Genomic DNA, 21,362 nt, shown 5'->3' on the forward strand with positions numbered 1-21,362 from the left:
CAATGCAGCACTTGGCGGCCATGGCAACAGTTAACGCTTTTCCCGCATGACTGTTGATCATATGCTACCTAAGGTGTGCACCATCCGTTGTGAGTGAGCGAAGAAATACCTGATGAGGCTGACCTGTCCCAATTGTGACGCCCAGTACGAAGTACCGGACGAGGTGGTCCCAACCGCCGGTCGAGACGTGCAATGTTCAAATTGCGGCCAGACGTGGTTTCAACACCATCCAGATAATGCGCCCCCCGAAGAAGACGAGGAAACGCTGACAGTCGATGCGCCAAGCGAAGACGAGGAAGTCTCTCCGCCGCCACCTCCCGCACCGCCCCCCTCTGTCGGGCCTGAGCGGCGACAGCTTGATCCGGCCGTCGCAGATATTTTGCGGCAGGAAGCCGAAGCCGAATTCGAAGCCCGCAAGCGCCGGCAGTCAACGCCACTGGAAAGCCAGCCTGATCTCGGCTTGGATACAGGCGAGCCAACACCGCCACCGCGGCCAGATATGGATGAAGACGACGCGGATCGTCGCGCCCTAGAGGCGAAAAAGCGCATGGCCCGGATGCGTGGCGAAGCGGAGCCCGCCGCAGAGGTCGCTGCAACCGCCGCTGCCATGTCCTCGCGCCGTGAGTTGCTGCCGGACATTGAAGAGATCAATTCAACCCTACGCAATGACAGCAATACCACCGGTGTAGATGCCGATGTGCGCGAGGGTCTGGGTGCCGGTGGACAGCGCAAAAAAAGCGGTGGCTTCCGCCGGGGGTTCATCAGCGTGGTGCTGATCTTTGTGGTACTGGCGCTGCTTTATATCTACGCGCCCAAAATGAGCGCAATGGTGCCTGCGCTAGAAGGCGTGATGACAGCCTATACAGGGTTTATCGATCAATTGCGGATATCATTGGCAAGGGGGCTCAGGGCCTTGCTGACCTGGCTGGACGTGGTGGCAAGCCAATCAGAAGGTTGATGCAGTGGCCCTTGTTCAAGGGCCACCACAGGGGCGATCACATGTGGATCGGTCCGTCGCCGCAGGCAAGGGCAGCTTCACGAACCGCTTCGGAATAGGTCGGATGTGCATGGCATGTCATTGCCAAATCCTGAGCAGAGGCCCCGAATTCCATCGCAACGCAGACTTCATGGATCAGATCACCCGCTGACGGCCCGATGATGTGAGCACCCAGAATGCGGTCTGTTTCCTTGTCCGCAAGGATCTTCACAAAACCGTCGCCCGCGAAATTTGCCTTGGCACGGGCATTGCCCATAAAGCTGAATTTGCCGACCTTATAGGCACGACCCGCTTCTTTAAGGGTTTCTTCCGTCTCGCCCACATTGGCGACCTCGGGGTGGGTATAGATGACGCCGGGGATCACGCCGTAATTCACGTGACCATGTTTGCCCGCAATAACCTCGGCCACGGCCATGCCCTCGTCTTCGGCTTTGTGGGCCAGCATCGGCCCTTCGGTCACATCGCCAATGGCATAGATGCCTTTGACGTCTGTTTGCCATTCCTTGGTGATGGCAATCTGCCCGCGCTTGGTCAGACGGATGCCAAGCGATTCCAGATCGAGGTGGTCGTGGTAGGGTTTGCGCCCTGTCGCCACCAGCACTACATCGGCGTCCAGCACATGTTCGCTGTCATCCTTGCGCAGCTTGTAATGGACTTTGGCCTTGGTCTTGCTGGCCTCGGTCTTTTGCACTGCGGCGCCCATGATAAATTCCAGTCCCTGCTTTTTCAGCATCCGCTGGAAGGTTTTCTGTACTTCGGGGTCCATGCCCGGCGTGATCGCGTCAAGGAATTCAACAACTGTTACTTCAGCGCCCAACCGCGAATAAACGCTGCCCAGCTCAAGCCCGATGACACCTGCACCGATCACCACCATCTTTTTCGGCACCTTGCCCAGTTCCAGCGCCCCGGTGGAGGTCACAACAACCTTTTCGTCAACCTCCACGCCGGGCAGGGAAGCGGCTTCGGAGCCGGTAGCGATGATGATGTTCTTGGCCTCGTGCACGTCGTCGCCCACCTTGACCCTGCCCGCCTCTGGCACCGATCCCCAGCCCTTCAGCCAGTCGATCTTGTTCTTTTTGAACAGAAATTCGATGCCTTTGGTGTTGGTGTCGATGGTGGACTGCTTGTAGGCCTGCATCTGCTTCCAGTCGACCGAAGGGCTTTTCCCCTTCAGCCCCATTTCAGCAAAGTTATGCTCTGCCTCATGCAGCATATGTGAGGCGTGCAACAATGCCTTGGACGGGATACATCCCACATTGAGGCAGGTGCCGCCCAGCGTGTCGCGCCCCTCGACGCAGGCGGTTTTCAGACCCAGTTGCGCACAACGGATAGCAGCGACATAGCCGCCGGGGCCGGAACCGATCACGATGACATCATAGCTGGACATGGGGTGTCTCCTTGGAATGTGTGTTTGCCCGCAGGGTAGGGGCGTCAGAATAGAGCTGCAAGCAGCATAAGGAAGGTCGCCACAAGGCCCGCGAACCAGATATATGAGCGGGCCGGTACCCAGCCCCGAACATAGGCCGGGACATAGAGGATGCGAGCGATCAGGTAGGCAAAGGCGCAGGCGGCCGTAAAACCGGAGCTTTGGCCAGTGGTGTGAATGACGAGAGCCGCGATGGCAAAGAGGATAAGCCCCTGAAAGTGGTTGTCGAAGGCGCGGCCCAGACGGGCGGTGCGCTGCGACATCTCGCGGGAAGGCTCCCGGTCGCGCGGCGACATGGTGTAGCCGGTGCCAAGCTCGAGGTTTGCGGGCACCGCGTAGAGCGCAAACTGCACGATCTGCAGAATAGCCGCGAGGGTTAAAGCGGTGAGTTCGGGGGTCATCACGTTACTTTTCTAGCTAACGCAGGGCGGGAGATTTTTCCCGCCCTGCGATTGAAGATCGGACGGGACACGTCCCGCCGTATTCTTACAAATCCATCAGCAACCGACGTGGATCTTCCAGCATCTCTTTGACGCGGACAAGGAAGGTCACCGCGCCTTTGCCGTCGATGATGCGGTGGTCATAGCTCAGCGAGATATACATCATCGGACGGATTACGACCTCGCCGCCAATCGCCATCGGGCGGTCCTGGATTTTCGCCATGCCAAGGATACCGGACTGCGGCGGGTTCAGGATCGGCGCGGTCATCAGCGAGCCGTAAACACCGCCGTTGGAGATGGTGAAGGTGCCGCCGGTCATGTCGGCCATCGTCAGCTTGCCGTCGCGGGCCTTCTTGCCCATCGTGTTGATGCCTTTTTCGATCTCGGCAAAGGACATGCTGTCGACGTCGCGGATCACGGGCACCACAAGACCTGTGGGCGTGCCAGCGGCGACACCCATGTGGACGTAGTTCTTGTAGATCACATCGGTGCCGTCGATTTCGGCGTTCACCTCAGGAATCTCTTTCAGGGCGTGGCAGCAGGCCTTGGTGAAGAAGGACATGAAGCCCAGACGGACGCCATGTTTCTTCTCGAAATCCGCTTTATAGGCGTTCCGGATCTCCATCACTTCGGTCATGTCGACCTCGTTGAAGGTGGTCAGGATTGCGGCGGTGTTCTGCGCCTCTTTTAGGCGGCGCGCCATGGTCTGTTTCAGGCGGGTCATCTTCACCCGTTCTTCGCGAGAGGCGTCATCGGCAGCAGAGGGCGCGCGCGGTGCCTGTTTGGCTTCGGGAGTGGAGGCGGCAGAGGTGCCAGCCGCGATCGCTTTGGCCACGTCTTCTTTCATCACGCGACCGTCACGGCCGGTGCCGGTCACCTGATCACGACTGATCCCCGCTTCGGCCATCGCTTTTTTCGCCGAAGGCGCATCCTCAACATCCTTGCCGGTGTTTTCGGACGCAGCGGCGGGGGCCGGGGCCATTTCCTGTGCCGGTGCGGCAGCAGCACCGCCCGCACCACCGGAAATTACGGCCAGCTTGCCATTGGCTTCGACCGTGGCACCTTCATCCGCGATGATTTCTGTCAGCGTGCCAGCGGCAGGCGCGGGCACTTCAACGCTGACCTTATCGGTCTCAAGCTCGCACAGCATTTCATCCTGCGCGACGGTGTCACCGACCTTTTTGAACCAAGTGCTGACTGTTGCCTCGGTCACGCTTTCCCCAAGAGTTGGCACCATGACGTCAACGGATTCACCGCCGCCGTCGCTACTGCTATCGGCACCCGTATCCCCGTCGGAGGCTTCGCGTGCGGCCTGGCTGCTCGAAGCTTCGTCCTCGGCGCTTTCGCGGCCTTTGGGCGCGGCTTCGTTCCCGCCATCTCCTTCCGAGATATTGGCCAAAAGCGCATCAACTCCGACGGTGTCGCCTTCTTCTGCAACGATGTCCGACAGGGTGCCGGCCACGGGGCTGGGAACTTCGACAGTGACTTTGTCCGTTTCCAGCTCGCAGAGCATTTCGTCGACAGCCACAGTGTCACCTGGCTTTTTAAACCATGTGGCCACAGTTGCTTCGGTTACGGATTCGCCCAGCGTGGGTACGCGTACTTCGGTCATTTCTTCGATCCTTCAAGTGTCAGCGCCTCATCAACGAGGGCGGCTTGTTGTGCTTTGTGCTGGCTGGCAAGGCCCGTGGCAGGCGATGCCGCGGTGGCGCGCCCTACGTAGATGGGGCGTGTATTCTTGGCTTTGATCCGACCCAGCACCCATTCGATATTGGGCTCGATAAACGTCCATGCGCCCTGATTTTTAGGTTCTTCCTGACACCAGACCATCTCGGCGTTCTTGAACCGCTCCAGCTCCTTCACTGCGGATTGCGCGGGGAAGGGATAGAATTGTTCGAACCGCATCAGATAGACATCGTCAATTCCGCGCGCGTCGCGTTCCTCCAGCAGATCGTAATAGACCTTGCCCGAGCACATCACCACGCGCTTGATCTTGTCATCCTTGACCAGTTTGGTGTCGGAATTGCCTTGCTGCGCATCGTCCCACAGCACCCGGTGAAAGCTGGAGCCGGTGGTGAATTCTTCGGCCTTGCTGACGGCCAGCTTGTGGCGCAACAGGGATTTCGGCGTCATCAACATCAGCGGCTTGCGGTAGCTGCGGTGCAGCTGGCGGCGCAGGATATGAAAGTAGTTCGCAGGTGTGGTGCAATTCGCCACGATCCAGTTGTCGCCGCCGCACATGGTTAGGAACCGCTCAAGCCGGGCAGAAGAGTGTTCCGGTCCCTGGCCCTCGTAGCCATGTGGCAGCAGGCAGACCAGACCGGACATGCGGAGCCATTTCGACTCCCCGGAACTGATGAACTGGTCAAACATGATCTGCGCGCCGTTGGCGAAATCACCAAACTGAGCTTCCCACAGGGTCAGCGCGTTGGGCTCGGCCAGCGAATAGCCATACTCGAACCCCAGAACAGCGTATTCCGACAGCATCGAGTCGATAACTTCGTATTCGGCCTGTCCTTCGCGGACGTGGTTCAGCGGGTAGTAACGCTCTTCCGTCTCCTGATTGATCAGGGCGGAATGGCGTTGGCTGAACGTGCCGCGTGCGCTGTCCTGCCCGGACAGGCGTACCTTGTAGCCTTCGGTCAGCAGAGAACCAAAGGCCAATGCCTCGGCCGTGGCCCAATCAAAACTGGTGCCAGATTTGAACATCTCGGCCTTGGCATCCAACAAGCGGCCCACCGTCTTGTGCAAGGGGAAGTCATCGGGGGCGGTTGTCAGCGATTTGCCAACATCCTTTAGCGTATCTTCTCCAATTGCAGTCTTGCCGCGCTGGTATTTCTTTTCTTTGGACCGGTCGAGGTGAGACCATTTGCCATCCAGCCAATCGGCCTTGTTGGGACGGTATTCCTTGCCCGCTTCGAACTCGTCGTTCATGCGCTTCTGGAAGTCGGCCTTCATGTCCTCGATCTCGCCCTCGGGCACCAGACCGTCCTTGACCAGACGCTCTGAGTAGAGGCTCAGGGTGGTCTTCTGGCCTTTGATCTTCTTGTACATGATCGGGTTGGTGAACATCGGCTCGTCGCCTTCGTTGTGACCGAACCGACGGTAGCAGATGATGTCGAGCACCACGTCCTTGTGGAACTTCTGGCGGAATTCCGTTGCCACACGGGCAGCATGTACAACCGCTTCGGGGTCATCACCGTTTACGTGGAAAATCGGCGCTTCGACCACCAGCGCGTTGTCGGTGGGATAAGGCGAAGAACGCGAGAAATGCGGCGCTGTTGTGAAGCCGATCTGGTTGTTCACAACGATATGCATGGTGCCGCCGGTCCGATGCCCTTTCAGGCCGGAGAGCGCAAAACACTCAGCCACAACGCCCTGACCTGCAAAGGCCGCGTCGCCGTGCAGCAATACGGGCATAACCGCCACGCGATCCTTGTCATTCAGCTGGTCCTGCTTGGCGCGAACCTTGCCCAATACAACGGGATTTACAGCCTCAAGGTGGCTGGGGTTCGCCGTCAGCGACAGGTGCACGGTATTGTCGTCAAATTCGCGGTCTGAGGAGGCACCAAGGTGATATTTCACATCGCCTGAACCATCCACATCTTCGGGTTTGAAGCTGCCGCCCTGAAATTCGTTAAAGATGGCACGGTAGGGTTTCTGCATCACATTGGCGAGCACCGAAAGACGCCCCCGGTGAGGCATGCCGATGACGATGTCTTTGACACCCAACTGACCGCCACGTTTGATGATCTGCTCCATAGCGGGGACAAGGCTCTCGCCACCGTCCAGACCAAATCGCTTGGTGCCCATGTATTTGACATGCAGGAACTTCTCAAAGCCTTCGGCTTCGACCAGCTTGGAGAGGATCGCCTTGCGCCCGTTCTTGGTAAAAGCGATTTCCTTGCCATATCCTTCGATCCGTTCCTTGAGCCATGCAGCTTCGGTCGGGTTCGAGATATGCATGTATTGGAGGGCGAAGGTGCCGCAGTAGGTGGCTTTGACGATACCCACGATCTGCTTCATCGTGGCGACTTCGAGCCCCAGCACGTTGTCGATAAAAATAGGCCGGTCCAGATCATCGTCGGTAAAGCCGTAAGCCTTGGGATCAAGCTCCGGATGTTCGCCCATATCGCGCATGCCAAGCGGATCAAGATCAGCGGCCAGATGGCCCCGGATGCGGTAGGCGCGGATCAGCATGAGCGCACGAATGGAATCGAGCACCGCCTGCTTCACTTGCGCGTCGCTGATAGAGACGCCCTTTTCCTCGGCCTTTGCCTTGATCTTTTTACCTGCTGCTTCCGCCTCGGCGGGTTCGGGCCAGATACCCGTCAGCGCGCCCATCGTATCGCCCGCCGGAGCAGGTGGCCAATCTGATCGCGCCCAGGATGGACCTGCCGCTTCGGCTTCTACCGCTTTGCGCTCATCGCCCATCGCTTTGAAAAAGACATGCCACGCCTCGTCTACCGACGAGGGGTCTGAAGCGTATCTGGCATAGAGCTGTTCGAGATATTCCGCATTGTCCCCTTCCATGAAGGAGGAGGCGTGGAAATGATCGTTGGCTGGTTGTTCGGTCATGGCGTCACCTTTGGCTGGGCGGGACTTTTATTACGAAGCGGGAACGGGCGCAGGCCCGAAGGCATTGGTTTCGGGCTGGGAGGGGCGGGTAAGCCACCATAGGAAGACAAGGCTTACGATCAGCTGAATGATGCTGATCACACTGAACAGCGCCATGCCGCCCATATCAGGCATCACGCCGGACGCCATCTCTGCCTCTGTCGGGAATGTAGGGGCGATCAGCATTGTCACAAGGCTCAGCCCGAACGGTATGGCAATATACCAGCCGGGACGTCCAGTGTCTTGCAACCTGCGAAAGCCAGCAGAGAGCATTGGACAGATGAACGCGAGTGCGAAGACCAGGTAAAGCACCCACCAGATCAACTGGGTGATGACGGCGCCGATCAAAAAGGCCAGAAAGAACCACCAATATTCAGACCGTGAAGCGCGGCCTTGAAAGCTCGCGTATTTCTCCATCAGGCAAGTTTTGATTGCAGTTGGGAAATCCATTGTCATCTTTTTCCCCTTTCTATTGGGTCAGGCTGGTTGTGTCACCGCTGCGGCGCAACGCGAAATAGTTGAACGCCAAAAACGGATAGTTGCGGTATCTGGCAAAGGTTGCCGCATCAATTCAAGCATCGCAGCTTTATCTGCGCTGGCCTCGATCATGGCGTGCTGACCCTTGGGGGCCAGTTCGGCCATGCGGTAATAGGCGGATCCCAAGTGGGCACCGGCATCCAGACGATCCCATTCGGGTTTGATCCGCTGTGCCATTACGGCGTCCATCATCGCATCCTCGCGCAACAAAGGCCCCAGCACTGGGTGTCGAATACCGCGCATTCGGCGCAGGCCGTTCCGCACACGCCCCGCGACCCCGGCCAAAGGCGAGGTCGCGACACGGTGCTTGAACCGCAAACTGGAGGACAATGTTGTCATCCAGCCCGCAGTCTGTCGCACAAAGGAAAGGCGGTGTGGCCCATAATTAGCCCTTTTCGATGGCTTCTTTGACGGCTTCGCCCAAGGTAGCCGGGCTGTCTGCAACCACGATACCCGCGGCTTTCATGGCTTCGATCTTGTCCTCGGCGCCGCCTTTGCCGCCCGCAACGATTGCGCCGGCGTGACCCATGCGGCGACCGGGAGGGGCCGTACGGCCCGCGATAAAGCCGGCGGTGGGCTTCCAACGGCCTTTTTTCTTCTCATCCGCAAGGAACTGTGCGGCTTCTTCTTCGGCGGAGCCGCCGATTTCGCCGATCATGATGATGGACTGCGTCTCGTCATCTGCAAGGAACATTTCAAGCACGTCGATGTGCTCGGTCCCTTTAATCGGGTCGCCACCGATACCAACGGCGGAAGACTGGCCATAGCCCAGATCGGACGTCTGTTTGACCGCCTCGTACGTCAGCGTGCCGGAGCGCGAGACCACGCCGCAGGAACCGCGCTTGTGGATGTGGCCCGGCATGATGCCGATTTTGCACGCATCAGGTGTGATAACACCAGGACAGTTCGGGCCGATCAGACGGGACTTCGATCCTTCCAGCGCACGCTGGACGCGCATCATGTCCAGCACCGGGATGCCTTCGGTGATGCAGACAATAAGTTGCATTTCGGCGTCGATCGCCTCAAGGATCGAGTCAGCGGCGAAGGGGGGCGGGACATAGATCACGGAAGCGTTCGCTTCGGTCACATGCTTTGCTTCGTGCACAGAGTTGAAGACGGGCAGGTCCAGATGCGTCTGGCCGCCTTTGCCGGGGGTCACACCGCCGACCATCTTGGTGCCGTAGGCAATCGCCTGCTCGGTATGGAATGTGCCTTGCGAGCCGGTGAGGCCCTGACAGATGACTTTGGTGTTTTCGTCTACGAGTACGGCCATTGCGCGTCTCCTTCTGGTATTCTGTTTAGTGCTGCGGGACGGGCGTTACGCTGCCCGGCGCGATTAATCGATGATGGGGCGGGAGCCGTCGTTCTTGTGACCGCCGTGATAGCCCGTGCCGCAGTGTTTATGCGCAGCGCAAGGCGTGGTGACATTGATGACGGTGATCTGCTGAATGCTGGTCACCTGAGCGCGGGGACGTACAGCCCCGGCACCGGAGGCAAGCCGCGACGTGCTGGGGTGCACCTCTTGCGGGCCGGTGCGGACGCTGTAGTCGCTGCCGCAGGCGGCGAGGCTGGCCAGCGCGAACGCGGTCACGGTCAGGCGAAGTGGTGTCATGGTCTGTCCCTTTGTCTTGGCTGCCGGTCACGCGCAGGTGCCGGGGTTCATTCATGTTCAGTTTGTGCTGTGTGACGGCGCCAGCCGCTCTACCAGCATAAAGGTCTCAAGCGTGTTTGCCGCGCCCCTGGTCGCCACATGCACAACGGCCACACGGCGGGGGTTCAGGCGACGGGCCGCAAGGAGCGTTGTGGTCGCAGTCTCGGTATAAGACGCCGGCAGATCGGCAGGCTGCAAGATTTTCTCGACGGCCAATCCGCGCACTGCGGCCGACGCGGCATTCTCTGCATGGTCTCCGGCAAAAGAAACCTCGCACCGTCGGTCTGTGCCGGGCGTCACGGCGCGGCCTGTGGCGGGGGAGGGGGCTGCGCTGGAGAAAGGATCAAGATCATAGAAATCATGATCCACGCCTTTTAGCGAGAAGGTTTCCCGCGCCTTTGCCGCAGTCATGTACGGCGAGAAACAGTGGTCTGCAAAAAGCTGCATCGCCATGCGGGCGGTAGTCGGCGCACTGCCAGCGTTTGCAACGCTGGCAGACACCAACGTAGCGACTGCGATGCCAAGGAGCTTAGAACAATGCATCATCATCCTCGACCAACTCATCCAGTGCCCGCACGATGATCAGACCTGCACCCATCACCAGCAACGACCGTCCAATCGAGCCGGTCATATTGCGTGGTAAGACCGCCGCCACACCGTCACGGGATCTGCGAGCCACTTTGGCGACGCCGCGGTCGCGGTGACTGCCGGTGTCGGGCTTGTCCGGCAGCGACAGCGCACGCGGCTGCCACCGACGCACAAGCAGGCCCATACCCAAAAGGGCAAGGCCAGCCAGAATAGGCGCGTTTGCAGGGGCGGGCTGTTCAGACACAGGACGGATCAGCCCTTGACCGCTTTGACGATCTTCTGCGCACCATCCTTCAGGTCTTCGGCGGCAATGACATCCAGACCGGAGTTGTTGATGATGTCTTTGCCCTGCTGGACATTCGTGCCTTCGAGACGCACGACCAGCGGCACCTGCAGGCCCACCTCTTTGACCGCAGCAACCACACCTTCTGCAATCACATCGCAGCGCATGATGCCGCCAAAGATGTTCACAAGGATGCCTTTGACCTGCGGATCAGACGTGATGATCTTGAACGCTTCGGTCACTTTTTCCTTGGTTGCACCACCGCCCACGTCGAGGAAGTTTGCGGGTTCCGCACCGTAGAGCTTGATAATGTCCATCGTGGCCATTGCGAGGCCCGCACCGTTGACCATGCAGCCAATCTCGCCGTCCAGCGCGATGTAGTTCAGATCGTACTTGGAAGCCTCAAGCTCTTTGGGGTCTTCTTCGGTGGTGTCGCGCAACTCGGCAATGTCATTGTGGCGATACATGGCGTTGCCGTCAAAAGAGACTTTCGCGTCGAGCACCTTTAGGTCACCCCCTTCGGCGACGATGAGAGGATTGATCTCGAGCATCTCCATGTCTTTTTCCATGAAGGCTTTGTAAAGCAGACCCATGAGGCCCACGCATTGTTTGACCTGCTTACCTTCCAGCCCCAGTGAGAAAGCGATGCGTCGGCCGTGGAATGCCTGATAGCCTGTCGCGGGATCGACAGAAAAGCTCAGGATCTTTTCAGGTGTGGAAGCCGCGACTTCCTCGATGTCCATGCCGCCTTCGGTGGAGCAGACAAAGGAGACGCGCGATGTCTGGCGATCGACCAGCAGGGCGAGGTACAATTCGGTCTCGATGCCGGATCCGTCTTCGATGTAGATGCGGTTGACCTGCTTGCCCGCGGGGCCGGTCTGATGTGTGACCAACGTGCGGCCCAGCATCTTCTTGGCCTGCTCGGCGGCTTCTTCCACGGATTTGGTAAGGCGCACACCGCCGGCCTCACCAGCATCGGCTTCCTTGAACTTGCCCTTGCCCCGTCCGCCTGCGTGGATCTGCGCCTTGACCACCCAAAGCGGGCCGTCCATTTCGCCAGCCGCAGTCTTGGCGTCCTCGGCCTTGAGGACGACACGGCCGTCAGAGACGGGCGCGCCATAGCTGCGCAAAAGGGCTTTCGCCTGATATTCGTGGATGTTCATGAAAACGGTCCCGTTTTTGTTCAAGTCGCCGAGCGTCTGTCCGGTGAGTCTTATGGTTCGGAGGAAGCTTTCAGGACTTTTCGTCACATTGCTAGGGTAAAGCGACATTTGTGATCACGCGGCGAAAACGTGTGATCACAAAGGGTTCATAATTTACATTTTCTTAGGGGAATCACGGGTTGCACGGCGCGCTTCTTGCCGGTAAATCCTGCAAAAATGCTGAAAATATGCGGCAAAACCGGGTAATTTTGCCGCAATCAGGGTGTAATTGCGGTTGCGCTAGATCGGCAGCAGCGCCCAATAGTCCAGGTCGAGCAGAACCTCAGGCAGGTATTTGCCATCTTCGCCGCGCAAGGCAAAAGCGTCACCGCCTTTGGTCGCGACCAGACGCAAACGGATCGCCCCCACGCCGGGCGCAGAGGTCTCGGCTTTGTCCAGTACCTCTGACCATGCGCGCACAGTGTCTCCAGCCAGACAAGGGTTGGCATGTGCGCCACCGTTCAATCCGACAATCATTTGCGCATTCGCGAGCCCGTTGAAGGACAGCGCCCGCGCCATAGAAATTACATGGCCGCCATAGATCAAACGGCTGCCATCTAGCCGCGCGGAGGTGTCAAAATGCACTTTCGCCGTATTCTGCCACAGCCGCGTGGCCATCATGTGCTCGGCTTCCTCGATGGTGACACCATCAACATGGTCGATCTTCTCTCCCACTTCATAGTCGCCCCAGCGGTGCGGTTCTCCGGCAAGGGTGAAGTCGTAGTTGCTGAAATCGAGGCCTTTCGGGATAACCAACTGATCCGGGCTGAGCGCCTTTGGCAGATCGGGTACAACCGTCTCGGGCGCAGGGGCATCCGCGTCGCGTTTGCGCACCATCACCCAGCGCACATATTCCAGCACCGCTTCATCATGTTGGTTCAGCCCAGTCGTGCGGACATAGACAACGCCGGTACGCCCATTAGAGTTTTGCTTGAGGCCAATCACCTCAGACTGGCTGCGCAGCGTGTCGCCGGGCCAGACAGGAGCCAGCCAGCGGCCCTGTGCATAGCCAAGGTTTGCTACGGCGTTCAAAGACACGTCCGGCACGGTTTTGCCAAAAACGATATGAAAAGCGATCATATCATCCAACGGGCTGAACGGCAGGCCGCAGCTTTGCGCGAATTGATCCGAGGAATAGAGCGCATGGCGCGCAGGGTAGAGCATGTGATAGAGCGCTCGTTCGCCCATTTTGACGGTACGCGGTACGGCATGGTGGATCGTTTCGCCGACGGTGTAATCCTCGAAGAAGCGCCCTGCGTTGGTCTTGGCCATCAGTGTTCTCCCAGTTTGGTGTCAGGTGAATAGGTGCCGGGGGCGTCTTTCGTTACGGCTTGCCCACACCGCATCACACCAGCGGCGTGATCCCATGTTTGCGTCGGCGTGCCGTACAGCTCCCAGCCCTTGTTGAGGGCATCGGTTACTTTGTGACAGAAGGCGGATGTGTCCTCTTCAGAGAGGAAGCGGAAAAGTTTCATAATTTCGGACCCAAAGGTTCAGGAAGGGAAAGGCCAGACGCCCAGCCAGGTGTGGATGGCAGTAACAATGGCGACCATGACAAGCGTGATCACCGCCAGCCGGATGTAAGTGGGGCGGCCCGCGTGCGCAGGTGGCACCCAATCGGGTTCGGCGCGGTTGATCAGGATGACGCTGCCCACTGCCCAAGCCAGAAGGCCACCGAACAACAGGATGGATGCCAGATCACCGTTCACCAGCAAATGCGCGATGGCCCATGTTTTAACCGCCAGCAATTGCGGATGGCGGGTCTTGTAGGCGGGCCATGCCTTGGCCCCTTTGGCGGCAGAAGAGCCGTAGATCCAGAATGCGATGATCATCAACAGGTTGTTAAGGTGCACCAAGAAGCCGGGCGGTTGCCAGATCGGAACAAAAGCTGCAGCGCGATAGCCGATGATCATCAGCACCAGCGACAGCACGATGGCCACCGCAATGATCCCCTTGCCCGGCTTGCCCAACGCGGCGCGCGAGTCAGGCGCGAGGCGCCTGTAATAGTGTGCGCCTGACCAAAGGATCAGGCCGAGGATCAAAAGCAACATATCAGGTCTCCGCGTTCAGGGCTGCGATTGCATCCAGCTTTGCCAGTGTTTCGTGTGCCGTGGCAACGTGCAAATTCTCGACGATCTTGCCGTCAACCACCGCAACCCCCTGACCGGAGGCTTCGATCTCTTCCAGCGCGGCGATCTGGCGACGGGCCAAATCGACCTCTTCTTCGGAAGGGGAGAAGGCGGCATTTGCCACATCGAGTTGCGCGGGGTGGATCACCGTCTTGCCATCAAACCCCATATCGCGGCCTTGATCGCATTCTACCTTATGTCCCTCATCGTCTTTGAAGGCATTATAAACCCCGTCGACGATCGCAATGTCATGCGCCTTTGCTGCCAAAACGCAAAGTCCAAGACCCGTCATCATCGGCAGACGGTCGGCGCGGTGGCGGGTTTGCAGGTCTTTGGCCAGATCATTTGTTCCCATGACCATAGCCTGCAATTGCCGGTGACCAGCGATGGCAGGCGCGTTCAACATGGCACCGGGGGTCTCCATCATCGCCCACAACGGTATATCGCCGACGATTTCGGCCAACGCCTCAAGGTCTGCGGGGCTTCCGACTTTCGGCAATAGAATCGCGTCGGCGTTCATCTTTGCCGCTGCCGCGGCATCTTCAATGCCCCAAGGTGTGTCGAGCCCGTTAATCCGGATCACCTTGTAGCGGTTGCCATAGCCGCCTTGCTCCAGTGCGGCGGCAAGGGTCGCCCGTGCGGCGGGCTTTTCATCCGGCGTTACCGCATCTTCAAGATCGAAGATGATTGCATCGCAGGGCAGGTTGCGTGCCTTGTCCAAGGCCCGGTCTTTGGAACCGGGGATATAAAGGACAGAACGCAGGGGCCGGGTGAGTTTAGACATGAGGTCATCCTTTGAGTCATAATGTTGCGCGCAAAGGGCCATTAATTGCGCAAAAGTTCAAGCCCAATCGCGCCGCAGCGCAGCAAATATCAAATTTGGACGGTCAGAGGGCGCGGCGTTAACCAATACTTCAGCCTCACGCCGCAGAGTGATCGCAGTTGCAGCCCAAGGGGAGCGCCGCGTCGGCAAGGCCGCCGGTCAAAGCGGTACGGGATGTGCAACCAATGTCATAACCTGGGCCACCCAGGTCCCGCCGGGAAAACCCGGGGTTGGTCCGAGGACCGTGGGTGCGGCCTTTCGAATGAAGGCATATAGGATGAATAGATTTGGTAAGAAGTTCAATCTGGGTGCGCTGACGGCGGCAGCTGTGGTGTATTTGATCACGACCTCTGATGTGGTGGCCCAAAACGGGCGCAACTGTGCTGCCCGCGAGACTGTGGTCGAACGACTGCATTCTGGCTATGGGGAGGTGCGGCAATCGGTTGGCCTTGGGGCCAACAACGCGGTGGTTGAGGTGTTCGCCTCTTCCGAAACAGGCACATGGACAATTACGGTCACGGCACCCGGTGGCCCCACCTGTCTGGTGGCTTCCGGTCAATCGTTTGAGGCCGTGACTGATGTGCTGCCCGCCAAGGGTTCGGACGCCTGACACCGTTCCGATATAGTAGTGACTGATCTTTTGAAGGCGGGCCGGTGGCCTGCCTTTTTTAATATCCAAATGTGATCCAGCAGCTCAGGTCAGCCCGTCCCAGATCAGCTTGCAACCGGTGACCATAAGCAAGACATAAGTAATGCCGAAAAACACCCGCTCGGGCACAAGATGGTGGGCGCGTACGCCGACCCATGTGCCCAATAGCGCAAAGGGGGCGAGCACCAGATTGGCCATGAACGTCTGTGCGGTGAACATCCCCAAGGCGGCATAGGGAATGAACTTCACGATATTCAGTATCCAGAACAGCAGCACCGTGCTGGCCTGGAACTGTGTCTTAGACAGCCCCCGGCTGAGCAAGAACACAGCAACCGGTGGGCCGCCTGCATGACTGATGAAAGTGGTGAACCCCGCGATGCAGCCGAAAAACACGCCTGCCCAGTCTGGCATGCGACTGCGTACCAGCCTGACCAGCCCGGTTGCCAGTGAAAGCTGCCACAGCACAAACCCTACTGATACGCCGCCAATCAGTAAACGGAGCAGATCCGGTGCGGCCACGCGGTAGAGCAGCGCCCCGGCCACGACCCCCGGCAGCCCGCCGATGACCAACAATCGCACGTCTGGAAGGCTCCATTTCCGCCAGTAGGGCTTTAACGACGTGACATCGATCAGCATCAGCATCGGCAGCATGATTCCGAGCGCCAGACCCGGCTCCACCACCAATGCCAGAATGGTGGCCGAGGCAAAAGCAGCACCCGACCCAAAGCCCGCCTTAGAGACCCCGGCAAACAGAACCGCAGGGCCGGCAACAAGAAAGAAGAACAAATCGAGATTGAGCATGTCTTAGATTATAGGGACGTAGATTTTTTCAGATTTTGCGGAACTTAGTCACTCACGCTTTGTTGATTATCCAGACGAGCGAATGGCGCTCGAAAGTGACTTAGGAGTATAAGATATGAAACGTTTTCTTAGCACAACAGCAGTTCTTCTGGCCCTGTCAGGTACCGCCTATGCGGACGCACATTCTTCCGGCATGGGAACTGTAACATTCGAACAAAGCGACTTCTATGCCTCTGATTTGATTGGCATGCGGGTCTATAATTCAGAGACCGAAATGGATGACGGCGCGATGATCGACGCCGGTGGCGAAAAAGAGTGGGATGACATTGGTGAGATCAATGACATCATCGTATCGCAGGATGGCGAAGTACGTGGTGTGATCCTCGGCGTCGGTGGCTTCCTTGGCATGGGCGAGCGCGATGTGAGCATCTCCATGGACCAGATCAATGTCGTTCAGCAGAACGGTGACATGGGCGACCGTTTCTTGGTCGTGAACACCACCAAAGAGATGCTGGAACAAGCGCCAGAGTATGAGCGCGACGACAACGACGACATGGGGGCAACTGACAACGCAGCTTCCACAACAATGGACAGCTCCGACAGCACCGTCGCGATGGACGAATCCAACGATGCAGAAGCAATGGAAGAATCTGAGAACGAAACCACAGCAACAGACATCGAAACAACGATGTCCGACAGCGACAATGCAACGGCAAACACCGATACTGCAATGGGCGACAACGACCTGATGCGCCCGACGATGACATACGACGGTTACTCGGACGCAGATACAGCTGAAGTTGAAAAGCTGACCGCTGAGCGTATCGAAGGTTCATACGTCTACGGTGCCAATGACGAGACAGTCGGTGAGATCGACACGCTCGTGATGTCCGAGGATGGCAAAGTGAACAGCGCCGTGATCAATGTCGGCGGTTTCCTTGGCTTGGGTGAAAAGCCGGTCGCCGTGGATTTTGAGAAAATCCAAGTGCTGCGCAACGAAGATGGTGACGAGTATCGCTTTTACATCGACAGCACAAAAGAGAAGCTGGAAGCGCTTCCAGAATACGAGAACTAGTCTTGTTTCTCTGACCTAACGAGAAAGGCCGCCCTTTGGGGCGGTCTTTTGCATTGGGGCGGTCCTGAACGACCGCGTGAGGCTGAACTTGCAGGCTTCCCAGCATTTCGCTATGCCCCTGCCAACGAAACCCTCACGGAGATATTACAATGGCCAGACCCAAAATCGCGCTGATCGGCGCGGGGCAAATCGGCGGCACACTTGCACATCTTGCTGCACTCAAGGAATTGGGCGACGTCGTTTTGTTCGACATCGCCGAGGGGACACCGGAAGGCAAAGCGCTCGACATCGCTGAATCCGGGCCATCCGCCAAGTTTGACGCAACCATGTCCGGCACGCAGGATTACGCTGATATTGCTGGTGCTGACGTTTGCATCGTCACCGCTGGCGTGGCGCGCAAGCCCGGCATGAGCCGTGATGACCTGCTGGGCATCAACCTCAAAGTCATGAAGTCTGTGGGCGAGGGCATTGCCGCACATGCGCCGGATGCATTTGTGATCTGTATCACCAACCCGCTGGACGCGATGGTCTGGGCGCTGCGCGAATTCTCCGGCATGCCGCATCACAAAGTCTGTGGCATGGCCGGCGTGCTTGATTCGGCACGCTTCCGCCATTTCCTAGCGACAGAGTTCAACGTCTCGATGAAGGACGTCACAGCCTTTGTTCTGGGTGGTCACGGTGATACGATGGTTCCACTGGTCCGCTATTCCACAGTTGCGGGTATCCCGTTGCCTGACCTGGTCAAAATGGGCTGGACCACGCAGGACAAACTGGACGCAATCGTTCAGCGTACCCGCGACGGTGGCGCGGAAATCGTTGGTCTGTTGAAAACCGGATCGGCTTTTTACGCCCCTGCCACCTCGGCAATCGAGATGGCGGAAAGCTATCTGAAAGACCAAAAGCGTGTTCTACCATGTGCCGCATATGTTGATGGTGCCTATGGCCTGAACGGGTTTTACGTGGGCGTACCCACGGTGATCGGTGCCGGTGGTATCGAGCGCGTGGTCGAGATCTCGATGGACAAGGACGAGCAGGCGATGTTCGACAATTCTGTCAACGCGGTCAAAGGTCTGGTTGAGGCCTGCAAAAGTATTGACGAAACGTTGGCCTAAGTCTCGGCCAAATAGACTACAGAACGCGCCCCGTTTTCGGGGCGCGTTTTGCGTTTAAAGATGGCAGCCGATGCTCTGCTGTGAAGGAAGATCGCTATGGTCCTGGGCTATGTACGAGATAGCCGCAATGCGCCAACGTGATCACAGACAGTGCGCATATGGGAAAAACGCGCAAATGCGCCCCGAGCAAAAGCATTAGATTTTAGAACATATCGGACGGGACGTGTGGGCCGGACTCCATGTGATCACACTGATCGCGGCTGTGATCACAAATTGGCGGACATTTTTAGCTTAGCCTGAATTTGCGGGAAAAACCCTGCAAAAGCATGCGGCAAATGTGCCATACCCCGTGACACCGGTGTAGAATCCGCTATGACTAATGCTAGCCAACGAAGCAACCACAGCCACCTAAAGGACCCTGCCATGGCCGATGTAAACCGGGGCAACCGTCCCCTGTCGCCACATCTTTCGATTTACCGACCGCAACTGACGTCAATCACGTCGATCCTGACACGGATTACCGGCAATGCGATGCTGATCGCAGCGTTGATGATTGTGTGGTGGTTTCTGGCTGCCGCCAGTTCCGCAGACTATTTCGCAATCGCGAACGGCTTTGTTACCAGCTGGTTCGGCGATCTGGTCATGTTCTTCTCGCTGCTGGGCCTGTGGTATCACACGCTCGCCGGGGTGCGGCATTTGATCTGGGACAGCGGATATGCGCTGGACCTGCCAACAGCTGAAAAGCTGGGCTGGGCCTGTTTGGTCGGATCTGTCGTCCTGACCATCATCACCGCAATCGCGATCCAGTAAGGGGCACATCATGGCATATTTGACAGATCGCAAACGCGCTGAAGGTCTCGGCTCTGCCAAGTCGGGAACGGCACATTTCTGGTCGATGAAGGTCAGCTCCGTTGCGTTGCTGATCCTGATCCCGCTGTTCGTCTTTACATTCGGTGCGGTACTTGGTGGTACCTATGAAGAGATCACCGCCTATTACAGCCGTCCTTTCCCCGCGATTGTCGCGGCATTGACGCTGGTTGTAGGCTTCAAACACTTCAGTGACGGGTGTCAGACGCTGATCGAGGACTATGTCCACGGGACAAGCCAGAAGGTCGCGATCATTCTGGTGACCTGCCTCAGCTATGGTGCTGCCGCGACGGGCGTTTTCGCCATCGCGAAGCTGGCACTCTAAATAATTCATTCCCACGGAGGGACTAAAATGGCCGCATATGATTATGAAACCCACGAATTTGACGTGGTTGTTGTGGGCGCCGGCGGGGCCGGATTGCGTGCGACACTCGGCATGGCAGAACAAGGGCTGCGCACGGCCTGTATCTCCAAAGTGTTTCCGACGCGCTCGCACACTGTTGCGGCACAGGGCGGCATCGCCGCCAGCCTAAGCAACATGGGTCCGGATAACTGGCAGTGGCATATGTATGACACGGTCAAGGGCTCTGATTGGCTGGGCGACACGGACGCGATGGAATATCTAGCGCGTGAAGCACCCAAGGCGGTCTACGAGCTTGAGCACTACGGTGTGCCATTCTCGCGCACTGAAGAGGGTAAGATTTACCAGCGGCCCTTTGGCGGGCACACCACGGAATTTGGTGAAGGCCCGCCGGTACAGCGTACCTGTGCTGCCGCTGACCGCACGGGCCATGCGATCCTGCACACGCTGTATGGGCAAAGCCTCAAGCAGAACGCGCAATTCTACATCGAATATTTCGCCATTGACCTGATCATGTCAGAAGACGGTGCATGCCAGGGCGTGCTGTGCTGGAAGCTGGATGATGGCACCATGCATCTTTTCAGCGCCAAAATGGTGGTGTTGGCGACCGGTGGCTACGGCCGCGCCTATTTCTCGGCCACTTCCGCGCATACCTGCACCGGCGACGGTGGCGGTATGACTGCACGCGCCGGCCTGCCATTGCAGGATATGGAATTCGTGCAGTTCCACCCCACCGGTATCTACGGCGCGGGCTGTTTGATCACCGAAGGGGCGCGGGGCGAGGGCGGATACCTCACCAACTCCGAAGGCGAACGGTTCATGGAGCGTTACGCGCCAACCTACAAAGACCTTGCCAGCCGCGATGTTGTGTCGCGCTGTATGACAATGGAAATCCGCGAAGGACGCGGCGTGGGCGAGAAGGGGGATCACATCCACCTGCACCTCAACCACCTGCCACCTGAAACGCTGGACCTGCGTCTGCCGGGTATCTCCGAATCCGCGCGCATCTTCGCCGGTGTCGATCTGACGAAAGAGCCGATCCCGGTACTGCCGACCGTGCACTATAACATGGGTGGAATTCCGACGAACTATTGGGGCGAGGTGTTGGCCCCGACCAAGGATAATCCCGACAATGTCTCTCCCGGTTTGATGGCTGTGGGTGAAGCTGGCTGTGCCTCTGTGCACGGCGCAAACCGTCTTGGCTCGAACAGCCTGATCGATCTGGTGGTGTTTGGCCGCGCCGCAGCGATCCGCGCCGCCAAGATTGTAGACCCCAGCACACCTGTCCCAACCCCGAACCAGCGCTCGATCGAAGCGGCGTTTAGCCGGTTTGACGGTCTGCGTTATGCCAAAGGGCATGTGCCCACCGCGGAACTGCGCCTCGAAATGCAGAAAACGATGCAGGACGACGCGGCGGTGTTCCGTACGGACAAGACATTGGCCGAAGGCGAAGAGAAGATGAAAGGCGTGGCAGGCAAGCTCGACGATCTGCATGTCACCGATACATCGCTGGTCTGGAACTCAGACCTGATGGAAACGCTGGAACTGACGAACCTGATGCCAAACGCGGTCGCCACAATCACTGCCGCGGCAGCGCGTAAGGAAAGCCGCGGTGCACATGCCCATGAGGATTATCCCGACCGCGATGACGAGAACTGGCGCAAGCACAGCCTGATCTGGTTCAAGGGCAATGAGGCCTCACTGGGTTTCCGTGGGGTGCACACGCAACCATTGACCAGCCACAACGAAGGCGGGATTGATCTGAAAAAGATCGCTCCGAAGGCACGGGTGTATTAATGGGCTG

Annotated in this window: 23 protein-coding genes; 7 read left to right on the top strand and 16 right to left on the bottom strand. The window is 58.2% G+C overall.

Going from position 1 to position 21,362, the window contains the following annotated elements; all coding sequences use genetic code 11:
• Positions 1-112: 112 nt before the first annotated feature.
• Positions 113-958, top strand: coding sequence for a zinc-ribbon domain-containing protein (locus Z945_RS0110750; protein ID WP_025052110.1), 846 nt, complete (start codon positions 113-115; stop codon positions 956-958).
• A 37-nt stretch (positions 959-995) separates the two neighbouring features.
• Here the strand turns inward: Z945_RS0110750 and lpdA are convergent, their stop codons facing one another.
• The 15 genes from lpdA to Z945_RS0110825 all read right to left on the bottom strand — a co-directional run bounded on the left by lpdA (position 996) and on the right by Z945_RS0110825 (position 14,654).
• Positions 996-2,384, bottom strand: coding sequence for a dihydrolipoyl dehydrogenase (lpdA, locus tag Z945_RS0110755; protein ID WP_025052111.1), 1,389 nt, complete (start codon positions 2,382-2,384; stop codon positions 996-998).
• Positions 2,385-2,428: 44 nt separating this feature from the next.
• Positions 2,429-2,824, bottom strand: coding sequence for an MAPEG family protein (locus Z945_RS0110760; RefSeq protein WP_025052112.1), 396 nt, complete (start codon positions 2,822-2,824; stop codon positions 2,429-2,431).
• 85 nt (positions 2,825-2,909) lie between these two features.
• Positions 2,910-4,475, bottom strand: a complete 1,566-nt coding sequence (odhB, locus tag Z945_RS0110765; RefSeq protein WP_025052113.1) for a 2-oxoglutarate dehydrogenase complex dihydrolipoyllysine-residue succinyltransferase — start codon at positions 4,473-4,475, stop codon at positions 2,910-2,912.
• Entirely contained in the window at positions 4,472-7,441 is a 2,970-nt protein-coding gene (locus Z945_RS0110770) for a 2-oxoglutarate dehydrogenase E1 component (RefSeq protein ID WP_025052114.1), read from the bottom strand. Before Z945_RS0110770 ends, odhB begins: the two co-directional genes overlap by 4 nt.
• A 30-nt stretch (positions 7,442-7,471) precedes the next feature.
• The gene (locus Z945_RS0110775; RefSeq protein WP_025052115.1) at positions 7,472-7,936 is read right to left on the bottom strand and encodes a DUF805 domain-containing protein; all 465 of its coding nucleotides are present in this window, start codon (positions 7,934-7,936) and stop codon (positions 7,472-7,474) included.
• 21 nt (positions 7,937-7,957) lie between these two features.
• Positions 7,958-8,356 carry a hypothetical protein gene (locus Z945_RS0110780; RefSeq protein ID WP_025052116.1) on the bottom strand — a complete coding sequence of 133 codons (399 nt, stop codon included), beginning with the start codon at positions 8,354-8,356 and terminating at the stop codon, positions 7,958-7,960.
• Positions 8,357-8,402: 46 nt separating this feature from the next.
• Entirely contained in the window at positions 8,403-9,290 is an 888-nt protein-coding gene (gene sucD / locus Z945_RS0110785; RefSeq protein WP_025052117.1) for a succinate--CoA ligase subunit alpha, read from the bottom strand.
• Between the two features lie 63 nt (positions 9,291-9,353).
• Positions 9,354-9,629, bottom strand: a complete 276-nt coding sequence (locus tag Z945_RS0110790) for a hypothetical protein (protein WP_025052118.1) — start codon at positions 9,627-9,629, stop codon at positions 9,354-9,356.
• A gap of 57 nt (positions 9,630-9,686) precedes the next feature.
• The gene (locus tag Z945_RS0110795; RefSeq protein WP_152541112.1) at positions 9,687-10,211 is read right to left on the bottom strand and encodes a succinyl-CoA synthetase subunit beta; all 525 of its coding nucleotides are present in this window, start codon (positions 10,209-10,211) and stop codon (positions 9,687-9,689) included.
• Positions 10,198-10,500, bottom strand: a complete 303-nt coding sequence (locus Z945_RS0110800) for a hypothetical protein (protein ID WP_025052120.1) — start codon at positions 10,498-10,500, stop codon at positions 10,198-10,200. The genes Z945_RS0110795 and Z945_RS0110800 overlap by 14 nt, the downstream gene beginning before the upstream one ends.
• A gap of 8 nt (positions 10,501-10,508) precedes the next feature.
• On the bottom strand, positions 10,509-11,702 hold the full coding sequence (gene sucC, locus Z945_RS0110805; protein ID WP_025052121.1) for an ADP-forming succinate--CoA ligase subunit beta: 1,194 nt from the start codon (positions 11,700-11,702) through the stop codon (positions 10,509-10,511).
• A 279-nt stretch (positions 11,703-11,981) separates the two neighbouring features.
• Positions 11,982-13,013 (bottom strand): MaoC family dehydratase, encoded by a 1,032-nt coding sequence (locus tag Z945_RS0110810; RefSeq protein ID WP_025052122.1) that lies wholly within the window; start codon positions 13,011-13,013, stop codon positions 11,982-11,984.
• Positions 13,013-13,216 carry a DUF1737 domain-containing protein gene (locus tag Z945_RS0110815; RefSeq protein ID WP_025052123.1) on the bottom strand — a complete coding sequence of 68 codons (204 nt, stop codon included), beginning with the start codon at positions 13,214-13,216 and terminating at the stop codon, positions 13,013-13,015. Before Z945_RS0110815 ends, Z945_RS0110810 begins: the two co-directional genes overlap by 1 nt.
• Positions 13,217-13,234: 18 nt before the next feature.
• Positions 13,235-13,792, bottom strand: a complete 558-nt coding sequence (locus Z945_RS0110820) for an NnrU family protein (RefSeq protein WP_025052124.1) — start codon at positions 13,790-13,792, stop codon at positions 13,235-13,237.
• A 1-nt stretch (position 13,793) separates the two neighbouring features.
• Entirely contained in the window at positions 13,794-14,654 is an 861-nt protein-coding gene (locus tag Z945_RS0110825) for an HpcH/HpaI aldolase/citrate lyase family protein (RefSeq protein WP_025052125.1), read from the bottom strand.
• Between the two features lie 316 nt (positions 14,655-14,970).
• Between Z945_RS0110825 and Z945_RS0110830 the strand changes: the two genes are divergently transcribed.
• Entirely contained in the window at positions 14,971-15,303 is a 333-nt protein-coding gene (locus Z945_RS0110830) for a hypothetical protein (RefSeq protein WP_025052126.1), read from the top strand.
• 84 nt (positions 15,304-15,387) lie between these two features.
• Here the strand turns inward: Z945_RS0110830 and Z945_RS0110835 are convergent, their stop codons facing one another.
• On the bottom strand, positions 15,388-16,143 hold the full coding sequence (locus Z945_RS0110835; protein ID WP_025052127.1) for a sulfite exporter TauE/SafE family protein: 756 nt from the start codon (positions 16,141-16,143) through the stop codon (positions 15,388-15,390).
• A gap of 115 nt (positions 16,144-16,258) precedes the next feature.
• Here Z945_RS0110835 and Z945_RS0110840 point away from each other — a divergent pair, with 115 nt between their 5' ends.
• The 5 genes from Z945_RS0110840 (at position 16,259) to sdhA (ending at position 21,355) form a co-directional block, all read left to right on the top strand.
• Positions 16,259-17,218 carry a PRC-barrel domain-containing protein gene (locus Z945_RS0110840; RefSeq protein WP_025052128.1) on the top strand — a complete coding sequence of 320 codons (960 nt, stop codon included), beginning with the start codon at positions 16,259-16,261 and terminating at the stop codon, positions 17,216-17,218.
• Between the two features lie 149 nt (positions 17,219-17,367).
• Positions 17,368-18,330 (top strand): malate dehydrogenase, encoded by a 963-nt coding sequence (gene mdh / locus Z945_RS0110845; RefSeq protein ID WP_025052129.1) that lies wholly within the window; start codon positions 17,368-17,370, stop codon positions 18,328-18,330.
• A 423-nt stretch (positions 18,331-18,753) separates the two neighbouring features.
• The gene (gene sdhC, locus Z945_RS0110850) at positions 18,754-19,140 is read left to right on the top strand and encodes a succinate dehydrogenase, cytochrome b556 subunit (protein ID WP_025052130.1); all 387 of its coding nucleotides are present in this window, start codon (positions 18,754-18,756) and stop codon (positions 19,138-19,140) included.
• Between the two features lie 10 nt (positions 19,141-19,150).
• Positions 19,151-19,522, top strand: a complete 372-nt coding sequence (sdhD, locus tag Z945_RS0110855) for a succinate dehydrogenase, hydrophobic membrane anchor protein (RefSeq protein ID WP_025052131.1) — start codon at positions 19,151-19,153, stop codon at positions 19,520-19,522.
• A 27-nt stretch (positions 19,523-19,549) separates the two neighbouring features.
• Positions 19,550-21,355, top strand: a complete 1,806-nt coding sequence (gene sdhA / locus Z945_RS0110860) for a succinate dehydrogenase flavoprotein subunit (RefSeq protein ID WP_025052132.1) — start codon at positions 19,550-19,552, stop codon at positions 21,353-21,355.
• The last annotated feature ends 7 nt before the right edge of the window (positions 21,356-21,362 follow it).

The sequence above is a fragment of the Sulfitobacter noctilucae genome (assembly GCF_000622365.1).
Lineage (GTDB): Bacteria > Pseudomonadota > Alphaproteobacteria > Rhodobacterales > Rhodobacteraceae > Sulfitobacter > Sulfitobacter noctilucae.

What these genes read in the sequence shown, in the direction of transcription:
- Z945_RS0110750 (WP_025052110.1), top strand. Translation starts at nt 113, where the DNA reads ATGAGGCTGACCTGTCCCAATTGTGACGCCCAGTACGAAGTACCGGAC.
- lpdA (WP_025052111.1), bottom strand. Translation starts at nt 2,384, where the DNA reads ATGTCCAGCTATGATGTCATCGTGATCGGTTCCGGCCCCGGCGGCTAT.
- Z945_RS0110760 (WP_025052112.1), bottom strand. Translation starts at nt 2,824, where the DNA reads ATGACCCCCGAACTCACCGCTTTAACCCTCGCGGCTATTCTGCAGATC.
- odhB (WP_025052113.1), bottom strand. Translation starts at nt 4,475, where the DNA reads ATGACCGAAGTACGCGTACCCACGCTGGGCGAATCCGTAACCGAAGCA.
- Z945_RS0110770 (WP_025052114.1), bottom strand. Translation starts at nt 7,441, where the DNA reads ATGACCGAACAACCAGCCAACGATCATTTCCACGCCTCCTCCTTCATG.
- Z945_RS0110775 (WP_025052115.1), bottom strand. Translation starts at nt 7,936, where the DNA reads ATGACAATGGATTTCCCAACTGCAATCAAAACTTGCCTGATGGAGAAA.
- Z945_RS0110780 (WP_025052116.1), bottom strand. Translation starts at nt 8,356, where the DNA reads ATGACAACATTGTCCTCCAGTTTGCGGTTCAAGCACCGTGTCGCGACC.
- sucD (WP_025052117.1), bottom strand. Translation starts at nt 9,290, where the DNA reads ATGGCCGTACTCGTAGACGAAAACACCAAAGTCATCTGTCAGGGCCTC.
- Z945_RS0110790 (WP_025052118.1), bottom strand. Translation starts at nt 9,629, where the DNA reads ATGACACCACTTCGCCTGACCGTGACCGCGTTCGCGCTGGCCAGCCTC.
- Z945_RS0110795 (WP_152541112.1), bottom strand. Translation starts at nt 10,211, where the DNA reads ATGCATTGTTCTAAGCTCCTTGGCATCGCAGTCGCTACGTTGGTGTCT.
- sucC (WP_025052121.1), bottom strand. Translation starts at nt 11,702, where the DNA reads ATGAACATCCACGAATATCAGGCGAAAGCCCTTTTGCGCAGCTATGGC.
- Z945_RS0110810 (WP_025052122.1), bottom strand. Translation starts at nt 13,013, where the DNA reads ATGGCCAAGACCAACGCAGGGCGCTTCTTCGAGGATTACACCGTCGGC.
- Z945_RS0110815 (WP_025052123.1), bottom strand. Translation starts at nt 13,216, where the DNA reads ATGAAACTTTTCCGCTTCCTCTCTGAAGAGGACACATCCGCCTTCTGT.
- Z945_RS0110820 (WP_025052124.1), bottom strand. Translation starts at nt 13,792, where the DNA reads ATGTTGCTTTTGATCCTCGGCCTGATCCTTTGGTCAGGCGCACACTAT.
- Z945_RS0110825 (WP_025052125.1), bottom strand. Translation starts at nt 14,654, where the DNA reads ATGTCTAAACTCACCCGGCCCCTGCGTTCTGTCCTTTATATCCCCGGT.
- Z945_RS0110830 (WP_025052126.1), top strand. Translation starts at nt 14,971, where the DNA reads ATGAATAGATTTGGTAAGAAGTTCAATCTGGGTGCGCTGACGGCGGCA.
- Z945_RS0110835 (WP_025052127.1), bottom strand. Translation starts at nt 16,143, where the DNA reads ATGCTCAATCTCGATTTGTTCTTCTTTCTTGTTGCCGGCCCTGCGGTT.
- Z945_RS0110840 (WP_025052128.1), top strand. Translation starts at nt 16,259, where the DNA reads ATGAAACGTTTTCTTAGCACAACAGCAGTTCTTCTGGCCCTGTCAGGT.
- mdh (WP_025052129.1), top strand. Translation starts at nt 17,368, where the DNA reads ATGGCCAGACCCAAAATCGCGCTGATCGGCGCGGGGCAAATCGGCGGC.
- sdhC (WP_025052130.1), top strand. Translation starts at nt 18,754, where the DNA reads ATGGCCGATGTAAACCGGGGCAACCGTCCCCTGTCGCCACATCTTTCG.
- sdhD (WP_025052131.1), top strand. Translation starts at nt 19,151, where the DNA reads ATGGCATATTTGACAGATCGCAAACGCGCTGAAGGTCTCGGCTCTGCC.
- sdhA (WP_025052132.1), top strand. Translation starts at nt 19,550, where the DNA reads ATGGCCGCATATGATTATGAAACCCACGAATTTGACGTGGTTGTTGTG.